The 16,308-nt window shown below is 27.9% G+C and carries 16 protein-coding genes; 15 read left to right on the top strand and 1 reads right to left on the bottom strand.

Features of this window, described 5'->3' with window-relative positions; all coding sequences use genetic code 11:
• The first annotated feature begins 9 nt into the window (after window positions 1–9).
• From H8S20_RS06690 to H8S20_RS06620, 15 genes are all read left to right on the top strand, one after another.
• Window positions 10–621: a hypothetical protein gene (locus H8S20_RS06690; protein WP_186859619.1), complete on the top strand. Its 612-nt coding sequence runs from the start codon at window positions 10–12 to the stop codon at window positions 619–621.
• Between the two features lie 144 nt (window positions 622–765).
• The gene (locus H8S20_RS06685; protein WP_042281492.1) at window positions 766–2,757 is read left to right on the top strand and encodes a fructose-bisphosphatase class III; all 1,992 of its coding nucleotides are present in this window, start codon (window positions 766–768) and stop codon (window positions 2,755–2,757) included.
• Between the two features lie 146 nt (window positions 2,758–2,903).
• Window positions 2,904–3,242 carry a DUF6054 family protein gene (locus tag H8S20_RS06680; protein ID WP_186859618.1) on the top strand — a complete coding sequence of 113 codons (339 nt, stop codon included), beginning with the start codon at window positions 2,904–2,906 and terminating at the stop codon, window positions 3,240–3,242.
• 183 nt (window positions 3,243–3,425) lie between these two features.
• Entirely contained in the window at window positions 3,426–4,142 is a 717-nt protein-coding gene (locus tag H8S20_RS06675) for a phosphatase PAP2 family protein (protein ID WP_186859617.1), read from the top strand.
• A 225-nt stretch (window positions 4,143–4,367) separates the two neighbouring features.
• Window positions 4,368–6,008 (top strand): PP2C family protein-serine/threonine phosphatase, encoded by a 1,641-nt coding sequence (locus H8S20_RS06670; RefSeq protein ID WP_032118446.1) that lies wholly within the window; start codon window positions 4,368–4,370, stop codon window positions 6,006–6,008.
• Window positions 6,009–6,024: 16 nt separating this feature from the next.
• A complete protein-coding gene (locus H8S20_RS06665) occupies window positions 6,025–7,449 on the top strand; it encodes a vWA domain-containing protein (RefSeq protein ID WP_186859616.1) in 1,425 nt (474 codons plus the stop codon).
• A gap of 9 nt (window positions 7,450–7,458) precedes the next feature.
• On the top strand, window positions 7,459–8,265 hold the full coding sequence (locus tag H8S20_RS06660) for an FHA domain-containing protein (RefSeq protein ID WP_186859615.1): 807 nt from the start codon (window positions 7,459–7,461) through the stop codon (window positions 8,263–8,265).
• 2 nt (window positions 8,266–8,267) lie between these two features.
• Window positions 8,268–9,362: a protein kinase domain-containing protein gene (locus H8S20_RS06655; RefSeq protein WP_186859614.1), complete on the top strand. Its 1,095-nt coding sequence runs from the start codon at window positions 8,268–8,270 to the stop codon at window positions 9,360–9,362.
• 28 nt (window positions 9,363–9,390) lie between these two features.
• Window positions 9,391–11,121 (top strand): protein kinase family protein, encoded by a 1,731-nt coding sequence (locus tag H8S20_RS06650; RefSeq protein ID WP_186859613.1) that lies wholly within the window; start codon window positions 9,391–9,393, stop codon window positions 11,119–11,121.
• Window positions 11,122–11,217: 96 nt separating this feature from the next.
• Complete coding sequence (locus H8S20_RS06645) at window positions 11,218–12,024, top strand: glycosyltransferase (protein WP_186859612.1); 807 nt, start codon at window positions 11,218–11,220, stop codon at window positions 12,022–12,024.
• A 287-nt stretch (window positions 12,025–12,311) separates the two neighbouring features.
• A complete protein-coding gene (locus tag H8S20_RS06640; RefSeq protein WP_186859611.1) occupies window positions 12,312–13,037 on the top strand; it encodes an amino acid ABC transporter ATP-binding protein in 726 nt (241 codons plus the stop codon).
• Between the two features lie 21 nt (window positions 13,038–13,058).
• On the top strand, window positions 13,059–13,853 hold the full coding sequence (locus H8S20_RS06635) for a transporter substrate-binding domain-containing protein (protein WP_186859610.1): 795 nt from the start codon (window positions 13,059–13,061) through the stop codon (window positions 13,851–13,853).
• Complete coding sequence (locus H8S20_RS06630; protein WP_186859609.1) at window positions 13,853–14,599, top strand: amino acid ABC transporter permease; 747 nt, start codon at window positions 13,853–13,855, stop codon at window positions 14,597–14,599. Before H8S20_RS06635 ends, H8S20_RS06630 begins: the two co-directional genes overlap by 1 nt.
• Window positions 14,596–15,240, top strand: a complete 645-nt coding sequence (locus H8S20_RS06625; protein ID WP_207725273.1) for an amino acid ABC transporter permease — start codon at window positions 14,596–14,598, stop codon at window positions 15,238–15,240. Before H8S20_RS06630 ends, H8S20_RS06625 begins: the two co-directional genes overlap by 4 nt.
• 253 nt (window positions 15,241–15,493) lie before the next feature.
• Complete coding sequence (locus tag H8S20_RS06620; protein ID WP_032118618.1) at window positions 15,494–15,898, top strand: hypothetical protein; 405 nt, start codon at window positions 15,494–15,496, stop codon at window positions 15,896–15,898.
• A gap of 24 nt (window positions 15,899–15,922) precedes the next feature.
• On the opposite strand, the gene H8S20_RS06615 is transcribed toward H8S20_RS06620, so the two are convergent.
• The coding region (locus H8S20_RS06615; protein ID WP_186859608.1) for a hypothetical protein at window positions 15,923–16,308 on the bottom strand (386 nt) is incomplete at its 5' end.

Genomic DNA, 16,308 nt, shown 5'->3' with positions numbered 1-16,308 from the left:
AGGGAACTTATGACAAAAAGAAAAAAGAGAAAAAAGTCTTTTTGTGAAGACTTTAGTAATTTTCAGCTACCGCCTTGTGCCAAATTTTTAGGAAGTGCGAACCCTTTTGTTAAAGATGATAAGATTATATATAGAAACAATAATAGATTATATTTATTTTTAAGTTTCAATACAAAAACAAGTAATGGAAAAGCGTATAATCCAATAGATCCAAGTACGTATAATTTAACTGGCATTGGAAATTTGCAAATAGAGCTATACTTTTTTATAATTGGATTATTTATTAATGAAGTACAAAAAGGTAAGATAAAAGAATATGAAGATATTATGATACATGAAGATGATAATGCAGATAAATTTATTAAAAGTGTTTTAGACAATGAATATACTATTACCTCAGAATTTATACCATCCTTAACTTATATGGTTTCTAATGCTAGTGCAGTAGTTCCAGTATTTACTGGAGTTATAGAGATAAGCCCTGTTAATTTTTATATTATTCTGATGCTAAGTCGCTTTTATGGTGATTATGGTTTATTATTTAGTGATAATGCATATGTTACAAATGACTTTATAAATATTGCCTTGGCAAATACTTATGTTGAATTTTGCAAATGTTGATTGTTATTTGTAGTAAAATGCTATAAAAATTATAGAGGAAAAATATATGATAAATAGAATATAATTATATATGGAATTTATAAGCACTACATTATAAGAAGGTTTTCTTATGGTAGTGTTTATTTTTTTATAAGGGGGATTGGTGTGGAAAAGTTAAATGAGGAGCTTTTTGAAGAAAAAATAAATGAATTAGATTATTTAAAGTTATTAGCTAAACAATATCCAAGTATAGGCGATGCTGCAACTGAAATAATTAATCTAGAGGCTATACTAAATTTACCTAAAGGAACAGAACATTTCTTGACAGATTTACACGGGGAGTATGAGCCTTTTGTTCACGTTTTAAAGAATGGATCAGGGGTAGTTAAGATTAAGATTGAAGAGATTTTTGGAAACTCCTTAAGTGTGAAGGATAAGAAGAGCTTAGCAACACTTGTATATTATCCAGAACAGAAGTTGGAGATTATCGCCAAGGAAGAAAAGGATATTGAGGATTGGTATAAGATAACGCTATATAGATTGATGGAGTTGTGTAAATATGTATCTTCTAAATATACTCGTTCTAAGGTTAGAAAAGCCTTACCGAAAGAGTTTGCATATATCATTGAAGAATTATTGCATGAACAACAAGATAGGGAAGATAAGCAAGAGTATTATAAGAGAATAATAACTACAATTATAGATATAGGAAGGGCTGATGAATTTATTATAGCTCTTTCAAAGCTTATTCAAAGATTAGTAATAGATAGGTTGCATATAGTTGGTGATATTTTTGACAGAGGACCTAGGCCAGATATTATAATGGATACTCTTATAGATTACCATTCTGTAGATATTCAATGGGGAAATCATGATATGTTATGGATGGCAGCAGCGGCAGGATGTAAGGCATGTATAGCTAATGTATTAAGAATATCATTAAAGTATTCTAATGTTGATGTTATCGAGGACATGTATGGAATAAATTTATTACCATTAGCAACATTTGCGCTTAGATATTATAAGGAAGATCCTTGTATAAATTTTATTCCTAATTTAAAAGAGGAAGAATGTTATGTAAATAATGAAGAAGATTTAATTGCAAAGATGCATAAAGCTATAACGATAATTCAGTTTAAGCTAGAGGCTGAGATAATAAGAAGACGAAAAGAATTTAAGATGGACAAACGAATGCTTTTAGATAAAATTAACTATAAAGAAGGAACAATAAATATAGAGGGGAAGGTATATGAGCTAAAAGATAAAAACTTTCCAACTGTAAATAAAGATGACCCATTTAAGATTACTGATGAAGAATACATTCTTATAGATAAATTAGTATCGTCTTTTATAAACAGTGAAAAATTGCAAAAGCATGTAACTTTTCTATTTAGTAAAGGTAGCCTATATTTAAAGTATAATTCTAATCTTTTATTTCATGGCTGCATTCCATTAAACTCTGACAAGACTTTTAAAGAGATGGAGATTGAAGGTAAGTTATATAAAGGAAGAGCACTACTAGAAAAATTCGAGGTTTTAGCTAGAAAAGGTTATTTTAATAAAGTTTGTCTTGAAGAAAAGCTTTATGGAATGGATATTATGTGGTATCTATGGTGCGGACCGGTATCTTCTTTATTTGGAAAAGAAGATATGACAACTTTTGAAAGATATTTTATAGAAGATAAAAGTTTACACAAAGAGTTTAAAAATCCATATTTTAAATTAAGAGATGATGAAGAAGTTTGTGATTTAATATTTGAAGAATTTGGCTTAGATAAAGATGAATCGAGAATAATAAATGGACATGTTCCTGTTAATAGAAAATCAGGTGAAAGTCCAATAAAAGCAAATGGAAAAATCTTAGTTATTGATGGTGGTTTTTCAAAAGCTTATAGAGGTAAAACAGGGATAGCAGGATATACGTTAATATATAATTCTTATGGAATGGTACTAGCATCACACCAACCTTTTGCTTCAATAGAAAAAGCTATTTTGGAAGAAACTGATATATTGTCAACTAACATGATTGTAGATAGAAAAGTTGAAAGAAGACGTGTAGGAGATACTGATATTGGTAATGTTTTAAAGAAGCAGATAAGAGAGTTGAAATTATTGCTAATTGCCTATAGAAAAGGGTTTATAAAAGAAAATAATTAGTACACTTTTGCAGGAAGAAGAGATTTAGTGCAAAAAATTTACAAGTAAATAAAATCAAAAAAATAAATAATTATAGCTATGTTATATGTAAAAATATGGTATAATATTAAGCGATATATGGTGTAGGGAATAAAAGGGGGAGAAATATGGGAATATACAGTTTTGATGTAAAATTAACTCTAGATGAAACCATTAGTAGGTTAGATTCAGAAATTATAAAAGGAACAATAACTGAAAAAATTGATTTTCATGAAATTCATTCAGAGTGTAAGAATAAAGCAGTTGTTATGGTATATGGAAAGAGATATTTTAGAGCTAGTAATAGACTTACATTGACACTTTGCATAGAAGAATTACAAGATAGGACTCATGTTCATGTTATTGGTATTGGTGGAATAGAAAGAACAGTTTCAGGTGAAGGTGAGGCAATTAGAAAGTTTACTAGTCTACCAAGAAGGATATTAGAAGAATATATAGTAGAGTAATATTAATATAAAATAGTGGGATATAAAATTGTTTTTTTCATTTTATATCTCACTATTTTTTTGGATTAATTTAAGAAATTATTTAGAACATAGAAAAGTGTTAAGTAATATACTATAATGGAATATACGTAAATTAAAAAATATAATAATTAAAAAATGAAGTGTTTCTGGGGGAGTTGGAAAATGCTGAAAAGAATAATATATGAAGTTAAAAAATATGAGTACAAGCTAGATTTAGTATGGTTTATTTTATTCCCGTTGTTTAATTTGGTATACATCTTAGCAAATCATATTTATAAAAAGGGATTTGATTTAACTATAGCTTTGGATACACTGATACCATTAATACCTATTTTTGTTATTCCATATGTTTACTGGTATATATATATGATTATTGGATACTTTGTAATATCTATTACTAATAGAAAAGAATATATGAGAAGTATGTTAGGTCTATTTTTAGGTATGTGGATAAGCTATATTATATATTTTATATTTCCTACAGAAATTGTTAGGCCTACCTTAGTAGATAATAGTTTTTTCAATAGTATTATTAATATTATTTATATAAGTGATAGACCATTTAATTGTTTTCCGTCTTTACATGTATTGGGAACTTACTTTGTTATGAGATATACAAAGAAGGATAACAATAAGTATATCTATTTTTATACTAAAATTGTAGGGGTTTTAATAATACTTTCCACTATTTTTATTAAACAACATTTTGTATTAGATGTAGTTGCATCAATAGTATTGGTTGAGATAATTAATGTTATTGTGAAAAAAGTTAGTGATGAAAGATTAGAAAAATGTTTAAATGTGCCTTATTTAATATTAAGAAGAATAACTAGTTATTCTCGCAAACTTGTAGGAATAGGCTCAAATGATAAGATATAAAGCTATAAAATACCATAACATAATGAGTAATGAAAAATAAATAAACGAGTGAGACTATTAAATTTTATAAGTTTAATGGACTCACTCGTTTTTATATTGAGCTATTTTAAATATACTTAAAATTTCCTTAAATAATTTGTGAATTAGTAATATAAGAATTATGTTTACGTATAATTAAATATAAATTTTTAACCATGGAGTTAAATATTTTGAAAGGAGGATAGTATGTCAGTTTTATGTACTTACTGTAATGAGTTTAGCATTAATAATGAATTCTGCAGTAAATGTGGTAAGAAAATTAAAAGGGATATAGGGAAATGGAAGATAAGTATAGACAATAAACTATCTATACAGACTACATTGAAAGATGAAGACATAATTAATTGCGATAACAAGTATATTGAAGTTCCTTTATATATTGACTCTAGTAAGGCTTACTTTAATTATTCTAAGGAAATTACTTTATCAGAATATATTAAAGAAAAGGAGATTAACTTTAAAACTATAGAGATTGTAATAAATAGAGTAGGAGAAATTATAAAATCAATAAATAGAAAAAAGAAGATTTTAGGATCTTTAGATTTAGAACAATTATGGATAATAAATGAAGATATAGAGACATTGCATTTGAAGCAAATAAGACCATATATAACGAAGGGGTTAGATATGAAATTCTACAAAGGAGGTAGAATTTCTTCTACAGAAATTTTATACAATCATAGTAATGATATTAATTATTCTTCAGATGTATATATAGTTGGAAGACTACTTTTAGATTTATCTTTAAAAGGTAAAGTAATTGAAAATAGAGCCCATGAGATATACTTAGCATATTTTATATCTGCTTTTAATGATGAAATACCAGTAGAACTTCATGAATGGATTTATAAAACAACAACATTATTTTCAGAAGAAAGATATAAAAAAGTAGAAGATGCATTAAGTATTTTTAAAGAGATATGTAAAGAAAAAAAATACACATTTAAAGATATAAGTTTTAATTATTCTAGTTTATCTGATGTTGGTGATTATAAAAGAAATAAAGTTAAAGATATGAATGAAAGTGTTAGAGAAAGAGCTAATGAGGACAGTTATATAGTTTTAGAAGATACTACAAACCAAAAATTATTTGCTATGTTAGCAGATGGAATATCTACAACAAATTATGGTTCAGGCTATGAGGCAGCTAACATAGTAAAAGATATTTCTATAGAAATTTGGGAAGAAAAATATGAAAATTTACAAACTTTAAGCGATGTAAAGTCATTTTTTATTAGTATTATAAATAATAGTAATAATAAGATAAACAATTCAATTATTAAGAATAGTGATAAAGAATTGTGGGGAACAGTTATGGGGGCTACCTTTGTAGCCGCAATTATCATAAAGAATAAAATGTATATTACATCATTAGGTGACAGTAAAATATATTTGTTTAATAAGAAAAAGGGATTTAACCTCTTAAATTATGAAGAGAATTATGGAACAGAGCTTCTAAGAGAAGGCTATAGCTGGGGAGAATGTAACAATATTGATGGGTTCAAAGCTTTAACCAATTGTATTGGAGGCAATGACATAAATGATGAAGCTAAAGTTATTAATGAAGAGGACTTAAATATCAAAGAAATAACATTAGAAGATAAAGATATAGTTCTGATATGTTCAGATGGTGTAACAGATTATATAAGTCCATTAGGGTATGGAACAAACTTATGGAACATTGATAAAGAGTTAAAAGAGCACATAGTTTCTAAAGAAAAAGATAAAAGCATATTAGACATTCCGTCTAACTTGATTAAGGTGGCAAACGCAAATGGTGGTGGAGATAACATTACAAGTATATTAATTGAAGCAAATATTAATTAGTTTAAGGAGGAGTAAAATGGCTGGAGAATTAGTATTAGAAACTAAGGTAAGTGATCCTTATATACTACAAGATGGTAAAGAGCATATAGTAAAGGCTTGTTTATCTGTTTACGCAAGTGATGAAGTAAAAGAAAGGCTAGAAGGTGAAAAACAGATTAATAATGGTGTAGACCTATGTCTTCTTATAGATGTTAGTGGATCTATGTTTAAAATAGTTGGGGGAGAGACTTCTCCAACAGGCAGAAAGCAAATAATAGATGGGGTTAAATATAATATAGTTACAGGAGGTACCACAAAGCTTGATATAGCATTAGAAGCGGTGAAGAAGGTTGTCGACCTATTACGCCCAACAGATAATGTTACTGTAATAGCTTATGACGATACTCCACATATAATATTACAAAACCTTGCTGGTTCAGATAAAGAAAGAATAACAGAAGCTCTAGAAAAATGTAAAGACTACAGTGGTAATACAAATATATCTGAAGCTTTAAAGTTAGGTAGATTAATTTTAAATAACAATAATAACGGAAAGATAAAGAAGATGATATTCATGACTGATGGTGTTCCTTATGGAGATACTGAAGAAGCTGGTATAAGACAGGCTAAATTAATTGCTGAAACTGGTATTTCTATAGATTGTTTAGGTTTTGGTGGAAATGATGTAAACTTTTCATTTTTAGAAAAACTAGCTAAACCTTCAAATGGTAGGACAGAGCTTATAAATGAACCAGAAGAAGCAAGAGATATGTTTACAGAACTATTTGAAAACTCAACAGAAGTTATCATTACCAATGCTAAATTAGAATTAACTTTTCCTAAGTATGTTAGAGTAACTGAACATTATAAAGGAACTCCAGAAGTTGCTTACTTAGGGAAGGTTCTGCTTGATAGAGAAAGAAAAGCTACTGTTAATTTAGTTAATATAGAAAGAAATCAAGAATATAAATTCTATTTTCTAATGACTATACCTGGAAAAAGTGGTGGGGATGCTTCTTTAGGGATAATGAATGCTAAGCTTGAATACTATATACCTAAGCTTTATGGAAATAGAAACTTTTTCTTAGTTAGAAATGTAACAGTAGATGTTGGAGACAATACAAGCTTAGTGGAAAAAGATGGTGAAGTAGAAAGAGGCTATTATGAAGCTGAAATTAAGAAGCTTGAAGATGAAGCAAATATTGCAAGAGAAAGAAATGACTTTAATACAGCTATAAGAAGATATGAATGGATAATAAATAGATATGAAGAACTTGGGAATTTATTAGCTGTTAAGCAATATAGAGCCTTAATAGATGAGTTTAGGGAAAATGGTACAATATCAATTCAAGCTATAAATAATGCTGGAAAAACTAGTACAAGGCCAGTAAATTCGGCTACAACAACTATTAAAATAGATTTTCCTACAACTGCAACTTTAAGACGTAGGAGAAATGGATAGGAGGGTAATATGAGAAAGAAAATATGTCCAAGACCTCAATGTGAAAAAGAGTATTCAGAAGGAGAAGGATTTGAAGAACTTACAGTATGTAAACTTTGTGGTGCTCCTTTAGAAGAGGTATTTGTAGAAGATTATGATATAGAAGATAATGATGAATTAGAAGAAAATGTTGATTGTAAAACTGATGATGTTATATGTGAAGAAGATGAAGTTTATGAAGAAGATTCTTATGATGGATTAGCAGAAAGCGAAGATAATTTTGAAGAAAAAAATTGTTTTGTCGATATTACTCTAGTAGATCATAACATTGAAAAGGAAGTTATAATAGCTTCTGAAGATACAGAATCAGATGAAAATAGTTTAGATAATGAAGAAGTTAGTGGAGATGCTGAGAATGCTATTATAGATGAATTTAATGAAGAAGAAAATGTTGATTCTGATGATGTAGATCCTTATGAAAATATAAAAGGAAATAATTTAATTCTTTATAAAGACAATGAAATTTTAAAAGTGTACGAATTAAAATATGATGAAACAATAATAGGTAGAAATAGTTCTGAATTTACTCCGGATATAGATTTGCAGGAAGTTGATAAGGAAAATGCTACTAGTAGAAAGCATTTGCTTGTATATAAGGAAGATGATAATTATTATCTAAGAAATCTATCTAAAAAGTGTTCAGTTCATATTAAAAGATATGATGATGAGCCAAGGGTAGTACCATTCAATGAATCAGTGATTATTGAAGATGGAGATTTTATAGTTTTAAGCGGAAAATTTATTTTAGAAGCTTTCTTTAATGAAGTGGAGGAATAATCATGTGGACCTCAAAAGGCTCTAGAATACCTAACACGCAAGTATTTGTAAATGAAAATAGTGAAGAGGTTGTAGCTCCTATTAAAATAGGTAATAGATATGAAGTTTATGATGTCTTATCTGTTTCAGGAGGTTTTGGAGTTATTTTAAAGGCTAAAGATACAAGGCTTGGGGATAGAACTGTATTAGTTAAGGCTAGAAGATATGACAAGGAAAATGGATTATTTTCATATGAAAAAGATAGAAGTAGAGTTGAAAGAATTGAAAAGATAAGACAAGTAACAAGGTTTGAGTATGATTGTTTAATAGATTTTAAAACTTTAGGAGAAGGTAGAATACCGAATGTAAATGATATAGTTGAAGATTTTTGTCCAAGTATTTATGGACCTCATTTATCTACAGATGGGAATTTGTTTGTTTGCTCGGATTATATTGCATACAATGAGCCATATATAATTATGCAAATGATAAATGGAATAAATCTTAGTGATTATCTGAAATGTGGTATAAAAAATATCATGATTTCAAGAAATTATAAGCATTATAAAAGCTGGGAGAGGGATGTATTACAATACTCCCTCCAACTAGCTACTATATTAGGTGGATTTCATAAGAAAGATATAGAAAATTATAATAGGTACTATATTTATCAAGATTTAAAACCAGAAAATATAATTATTACAGATAATTTATTTCTTACACTGCTAGATTTTGGAGCAATGACTATGGTTATAGAAGATGCGAATGGTAATTCCAAAAGTAATATAGAGGGATGTGGGTCACCTGGTGTAGGAACATGGGGGTATAAAGCTCCAGAGATGAATAATCCATCAAAGCTTGCTAAACTTGATAGAAGAGTAGATATATATTCCTTAGGAGCTTCTATGTATCATATGTTAACTGGTGAAAATTTATCTTTAACACTTAAAGATGAGTATGAAAAAATTCCAGTGAATAATCTTAAAGAATTTAGATGTACAGAGTATACATATAAAATAGTTAAAAGGTGTACTGAGTATAATCCTAGTGAAAGGTATAACGATATGATGGAAGTTAAGAATGATATTTACAATGCATTTATGTCTATAAAGGGATAATGTTCATGTTGTTTTAAAGGAGGGAAAAATGAGATACAGATTTGGAAGCAAAGGAGAACTTAATATTCATTCTACAAATTGTAATTTGAAGAATAGATGGGTAGTACTATCTCCAAGTAAAATGGAAGAAATATGTGCTGGTAATTGGAGATGGTTTTACTCTATAAGTAATAGAAGAGATGAAAGAACAAACCTTTCTTTAGGATATGATGATAATATAGGAAAGCCAGTTATAGTTAAAACTATTGAATATAGAGCAAATGATTTGAAAGATGAAACAAGTATAAGAAAAAGAAGAAGTGTATTGATAGAACAAGTAAATATATTAAACTCACTATCATCGCCATTACTTCCTGAACCTTTGGATTGGTTTTATGTTAACAATAATTATGATAGAAATATGGATGAGGCGTTAAGAGAAAGTGAACCAGTACTTATATTAGATTTTGAACAAGCTTCAACTCTAACAAATGAAGTTAATAGACATAGTTTTAGATATAGAAACTATAATGGTATTTCCACTAATAAGATAGATTCATCTAAAGTAGCTAGATTAGGACTTTCAATATTAAATTTTTTAAGATTACTAAAAGAAAAGAATTATGCCTATTTAGCATTAAGTCCAGAACATATTTTATTATTAAAAGATTATGTGCCTAGGTTTGTAGGATTGGGGAGAATATGTAAGTTAAGAAATGGACATCTTGATTCAAATCATATTAATTTTGGACGAACATTACTAGGTTATTCAGCTCCGGAACTAAATGATATAAGTGATAACTGGGGAGAATTTGCTACATCAGAAGAGGTAGGTGCATTTTCTTTAGGTGTTATTTTACATCAAATCATAATAGAATCAGATAAATTTGAAGAGAATACCTTGAAAAATGGATCATTTTTTTATCCCAATGGGGTAACTGAAAGTATAATTAAAAATCAAAGTAGTGGAAAAGCGCTACATAGGTTAATATCAGGTTTATGTGATCATAATCCTAAAACTAGGTTAGTAGATTATGATTATATTGAGGAAATATTAAAGAGTATAGATTTAGGTAAAGGTAGAGAGATTGTTAATAAAAATGGTGTAATTAAAGAATATAATAATGATTTAGGTATAGGTAGGATCATAGATAATAGTGGGAAGGAATTTACATTTTATAAGAATGCTGTAGACAAAAGATTATTAGGTAAGTTAGATATTGGGAGATCAGTAATATTTTCAAGAGTAGAGTATGATGATTTGATGTCAATTTCAGAAGTCAAAGATACTATAAGTATAGCTTCCTTTAAACAGATAGAATTAATAGAGAATAGAGAGACAATATCAAATAATAATAGTACACAGCCATCGTATTCTAATAAACCTAAAAAAGATGGATGGTGTTTTATATCAACAGCTGCTTATGGGACATCACTTGCCCCTAAATTGGATTTATTAAGATGGTATAGAGATAATGTTCTTATAAAAAGCAATATAGGGAGGGAGTCTTTAGAGTTTTATTTTAGGTATAGTCCTAATATAGCAAATAAATTACGAGGTATGCATATTCGTAAATATATTATTAGAACTATTGTTGATTTTGAAGCGGAACTTGTAAAATGCATAAAAAAGCTATCTAATAGTAGCATACAATATTCAGTGTTAGCTGGATTAATTTTTATAATATATATTCTATTATTTATTCTTGCCTATATATTTGTTATTCCAGAAAGGGTATTTAATATAGAAACTACTACATCTAGAGGGGAAAATGAATAAAAAATAAATATTTTCTTAAAATCATTAAATTTTTTCAAGCTATAATCATATAGTAAAAAGATTAGAACTTTTTGTAAAAACGTGGGGGATAAGAAGATGAGCATTTTTAACCTTTTTAAAAGTAGAATAGTATTAATATTTTTAATAATAGCTTTAGGTCTTATATACATTTGTTATGAATATAGATCTAAGGCTTATTTTGCGTTAAGTATTTATATTATAGCTGTAGCTTTATGTATAATTATTAAAAAGATTATTTCTTTAAACTATAAAAGTAAGGAATGTGATTCGTCTAACTATACAGTGTCTGTAATTATGATTGTGGAAGGAGAGGATTTAGAATCTTTTATTAATGCAATAAAAAACTTATTAAATCAATCATATCCTTTAAAGGAGATATTAATTATAAATAGTAATAGTAAAAATTTAAATGTATATAATATGGCAAAAAGAATACGTAGACAAGTTGAGCTATTTAAAGATAGTGGGATAAAAGGTGAAATTGATTTAGGATATATTAGAAGCTATCCTGATATTATAATTAAACGATTAGCAGGTAGTGAAGGAAGAAAAAGTGCAGAGTCTTGGGGTATTACTAGAAGCACTGGAGATTTAATATTAGCTTGCCAAGATAATATCTCATTAGAAAATACAAAAGTGGAAAATTTGATAAAATATTTTGAAGAGCCAGCTGTTTCAGCAATAATTGGTAATATAAAACTAAGTGCAGATAAATCTCATAAATTGATAGAGATATTTTCAAAATTTAATAATAAAACTAGTTATTTGAACATTAAATTAAAATCTAAAGTTTTTAATATTATTTTTGGAGATCTATCCCTAAGGTGCTATAGAAAAGAAATATTATTAAATAATATTAAAAGTAAAAGTGAAGCTCTGTAACAAGAGCTTATTTTTATGAGAAAAATAATTGAAAAATGCAATTTTTATTCACAAAAATTCATTTGTGTAAATAATATGATTTTATATAAAATATTAAATTGATTCTTAAGAATGCAAGAAGTATTGCAAAAGTAAGGAAAAATGAAGGGTTTATTTGAATAAAAAATGATTGACATTTAAAACCACAGTAGTATAATTATAGAAAAATAAATAATAAATGAATTTCAATAATTATAAAGCGTCATTTTGGGGCTTGATGCTTTTGTTAATTTTAGGGAGGTGAAAAAATGATAAATTTAAAAAATGTAAATAAGTATTTTGGCAAATTACATGTTTTAAAAGATATTAATCTTAATGTGAAGGAAGGTGAAAAATTAGTAATAATAGGACCTAGTGGATCAGGGAAAAGTACTCTTATAAGGTGTATTAATATGATTGAGGAACCAACTTCTGGTGAGATAGTAGTAGATGGTATTGAAGTGACAAAAAATAAATCTCTAATACCAAAAGTAAGACAAGATACAGCTATGGTATTCCAGCAATTTAATCTTTATCCACACATGACAGTGTTAGATAATTTAACTATTGCACCTATAAAGGTTCAAAAGGTATCTAAAGTTGACGCCGAGAAAACAGCTTTGGAATATTTAGAAAAGGTAGGATTAAGTGATAAAGCTAATTCTTATCCATCACAATTATCTGGTGGACAACAACAGAGAGTAGCTATAGCAAGAGCGCTTAATATGCATCCTAGAATAATTCTTTTTGATGAACCAACATCAGCGTTAGATCCAGAAATGGTTCAAGAGGTTTTAGATGTAATGATTAACCTATCTAATGAGAATATCACTATGATAGTTGTAACTCACGAAATGGGATTTGCAAAAGAAGTTGCTGATAGAGTTATCTTTATGGATGATGGGGAAATAATAGAAGAAGGTAATCCAGAGCATTTCTTTGTGCGTCCAAGCCATGAGAGAACAAGAAGTTTTATAAGTAAAATAATAAGGTAAATAAAAAGGGGGCTATTTAAAATGAAATTTAAGAAAAGTATATTAACAGTATTGATGTCATCAGTTTTACTAATGTCAGGTTGTAGTTCAGGGGGAGATTCTAGCAGTACTGATGAAATTCAAAAGATTAAAGATAGAGGAGTTTTAAGAATAGGTACGAAGGTAGATGTACCTAAGTTTGGATATAAAGATCCAGCTACAAATGAAGTAGATGGTTTAGAAATTGATATTGCAAGAGCTATAGCAAAGAAAATACTAGGGGATGAGAGTAAAATAGAAACTCAAGCAGTTGCAGCTAAAACAAGAGGACCACTTTTAGATAATGGAGAAGTAGATTTAGTTATTGCAACATTCACTATAACAGAAGAAAGAAAGGAAAGTTATAATTTCTCAGATGCCTATTTTACTGATGGAGTAGCATTATTAGTAAAAAAAGATGACGGATATAATACTCTTAAAGATTTAGATGGTAAAACTATTGGAGTATCGCAAAGTTCAACTACAAAGGATTCTTTATTAAAAGAAGCTGAAAGTTTAGGTATAACTTTAAAATTTTCTGAGTATGCCACATATCCTGAGATAAAAGCGGCATTGGATTCAGGTAGAGTAGATTGTTTCTCAGTTGATTCAGCAATTTTAACTGGTTATTTAGATGATAGTACTGTTATTTTAGACGATAGATACAACCCTCAAGAATATGGAATAGCTTCAAAGAAATCTAATGAAAGTCTTGCTAAAGTAGTTAATGAAGTAGTAAATGAAATGAAAGAATCTGGGGAACTAGATAAACTTATTGAAAAATGGGAGATTAGATAGTGTCTGGACCTTTCGATTTATATAAATGGCAAGCTGCTTTCAGAGATTTTAATATATTTTTTGAGGGATTATTAACAACAGTTGGTGTAGGAGTATTAGCTTTATTGTTATCACTTGTTTTAGGAATAATTTTTGGAGTCATGAATACATCTAAAAGCAAAATTCTTAGATGTATAAATAGAATTTATGTTGAGCTTATTCAAAATACTCCATTAGTTATACAAATATTCTTTTTATATAATGGATTACCTTATATAGGAATCGTATTACCTGTATTTACAATAGGTGTTTTAGGTGTAGGAATATATCATGGTGCATACATTGCAGAGGTAGTTACTTCAGGCATTAATTCAATTTCAAAAGGTCAGTTTGAAGCTAGTATTTCACAAGGTTTTAGTTATACTCAAACTATGAGGTATATAATCTTACCTCAAGCTTTAAAGGTTATAATTCCACCGTTAGCAAATCAAAGTGTAAACTTGATAAAGAATACATCAATTTTAGCTATGATAGCTGGAGGAGATTTAATGTATAGAGCTGATTCTTGGTCATCAGGTAATCTTTATTATGGGCCTGCTTATGTAATAACAGGACTACTATATTTTTCACTATGTTTTCCGTTAGCTAAATTTGCAAAGAGTTTAGAAGGTGGTAATCACAAGAAGGCTAATAAAAAATCTTCTAAGGTAATTATTCATCCTAATGGATATAATGATATTGAAGAAATTAAGGAGGTTGCTTTATGATAGGTGAAATATTTAATAAAACTAATCTCTTATTTCTTCTTGATGGTATAAAGCTTACTTTATTAATAGCTATAACGACAATAATAATTAGTTTGATATTAGGAACTATCTTAGCAGTATTAAAAAATTATGATAAAGGAATTATAAGTAAACTGGCTAATGTATATATAGAAGTTTTTAGAAATACACCTTTATTATTATGGATTTTAGCAATAAGGTTTTTAGTACCTATAAAACCAATTTATTCAGGAATACTTTCTTTAAGCTTGTTTACAACAGCAATCGTAGCTGAGATTGTAAGGGGGGGATTAAGATCAGTTAAAACAGGGCAGATGGAGGCCGCTTTATCCCAAGGGTTTTCTAAGCTTCAAATATTGATATATATAATTTTGCCACAAGCTTTTAGAAATATGATACCAGCTTTGCTTTCACAAGTAACAACTATAATAAAAGATACTGCATTTTTATGGGTTGTAGGTATTGAAGATTTTACAGGTAAAGGTATGATTTTAATGGGAAGATTCAGAACATCTACTGAGGTTTTCGTAATGTTTGCTTTTATGGCACTTACCTATTTTATGATTAATTTTATTATATCTTTTGTAGTGAGGGCAAGTAGGAAAAGTATATCATTGGCATAATAAAATTATTTAACTGCGTAATTAAATTTTCGCAGTTTTATTTTGGAAAAATAAATCTTTGTGAAAAAATATTATACTTATTATATAAAAATAAAAAAAAATTAAAAAAGTTCTAAATAACTATGATTATTGGATATATAATATATTTCGCACCTTAAATTACCAGTATATTAATGATAAATTTCGACATAAAAAAATAAAAATATGTTGTATAATAATCTCGAAAGAAACACTATGAAAGGTGATGGGGGAAATGGAAAGAGCTGAAAAATTAAGAATGTTAGCTGATGAGGTAGTCAAATTAATTAAGGAGTTTAGAGAAGAGGCTTGTGTCTTAGGAGAAAACCCATTGTGTGATGTGTTTGTTAATGACTCTAATGACATAGTTATTTTTGAAAATGGAATAAAAGAGCCTGTAGAATATAGCTTAAGTGAAATCGGATATATTTTTGAAGACGATATTGAAGGATTCAATAATTGTGGGAAGAAATTTAAGGATGGTTTAGACTTAGCAATGAGAGAAGCTACTCTTGAATATGGTAGATTATCTAAAGAAGAATTCTCAAACTATATAGGAAGAGTAATATATGCTCAATTTAGATGTGAAGAGATTTATAATAGAATCTTACAAATAGAGTTAGAAACAAGGGAACTGTAAAATATATCAAAAAGAAGTGCAGCATTATTTAGCTGGCACTTCTTTTATTTTTATATTCTTTGGCAATATAGTTTTAAATTCTTTTATTAATCCTTTAGGATCTTCTGTTTTTATATTTATAGTGTGTAAAAAATCCTTTGTAGAAATTGAAAGTTCATATAAGTTATCATTTTTTTCAGGCTTTAATAATATATTTTTTATCTCATTAAATTCTACGTAAAAGTTTTTGATTATTATAAAGTTATCAAAAATATAGAATTTTGAGCTGGAAAATTTAATTAAGAAATAAACTAATATATCTACTAATGCCATAGGTACTAATAAAAATACATAAGTATTATTAAAAAGCGAATATATACCAAATAATAAAGTAGCAATAACTAAGATTATTGCAGCTAAATAAGTTGTAT

Source organism: Clostridium hominis, from assembly GCF_014287825.1.
GTDB classification, from domain to species: Bacteria; Bacillota; Clostridia; order Clostridiales; family Clostridiaceae; genus Clostridium; species Clostridium hominis.
Note: the sequence above shows the minus strand (reverse complement) of the source record. Positions and strands in the feature narration are given on the sequence as shown.

Coding starts and splice junctions, on each gene's coding strand:
- H8S20_RS06625 (WP_207725273.1), top strand. CDS start 14,596: ATGATAGGTGAAATATTTAATAAAACTAATCTCTTATTTCTTCTTGAT.
- H8S20_RS06675 (WP_186859617.1), top strand. CDS start 3,426: ATGCTGAAAAGAATAATATATGAAGTTAAAAAATATGAGTACAAGCTA.
- H8S20_RS06680 (WP_186859618.1), top strand. CDS start 2,904: ATGGGAATATACAGTTTTGATGTAAAATTAACTCTAGATGAAACCATT.
- H8S20_RS06650 (WP_186859613.1), top strand. CDS start 9,391: ATGAGATACAGATTTGGAAGCAAAGGAGAACTTAATATTCATTCTACA.
- H8S20_RS06620 (WP_032118618.1), top strand. CDS start 15,494: ATGGAAAGAGCTGAAAAATTAAGAATGTTAGCTGATGAGGTAGTCAAA.
- H8S20_RS06655 (WP_186859614.1), top strand. CDS start 8,268: ATGTGGACCTCAAAAGGCTCTAGAATACCTAACACGCAAGTATTTGTA.
- H8S20_RS06640 (WP_186859611.1), top strand. CDS start 12,312: ATGATAAATTTAAAAAATGTAAATAAGTATTTTGGCAAATTACATGTT.
- H8S20_RS06670 (WP_032118446.1), top strand. CDS start 4,368: ATGTCAGTTTTATGTACTTACTGTAATGAGTTTAGCATTAATAATGAA.
- H8S20_RS06660 (WP_186859615.1), top strand. CDS start 7,459: ATGAGAAAGAAAATATGTCCAAGACCTCAATGTGAAAAAGAGTATTCA.
- H8S20_RS06645 (WP_186859612.1), top strand. CDS start 11,218: ATGAGCATTTTTAACCTTTTTAAAAGTAGAATAGTATTAATATTTTTA.
- H8S20_RS06690 (WP_186859619.1), top strand. CDS start 10: ATGACAAAAAGAAAAAAGAGAAAAAAGTCTTTTTGTGAAGACTTTAGT.
- H8S20_RS06635 (WP_186859610.1), top strand. CDS start 13,059: ATGAAATTTAAGAAAAGTATATTAACAGTATTGATGTCATCAGTTTTA.
- H8S20_RS06665 (WP_186859616.1), top strand. CDS start 6,025: ATGGCTGGAGAATTAGTATTAGAAACTAAGGTAAGTGATCCTTATATA.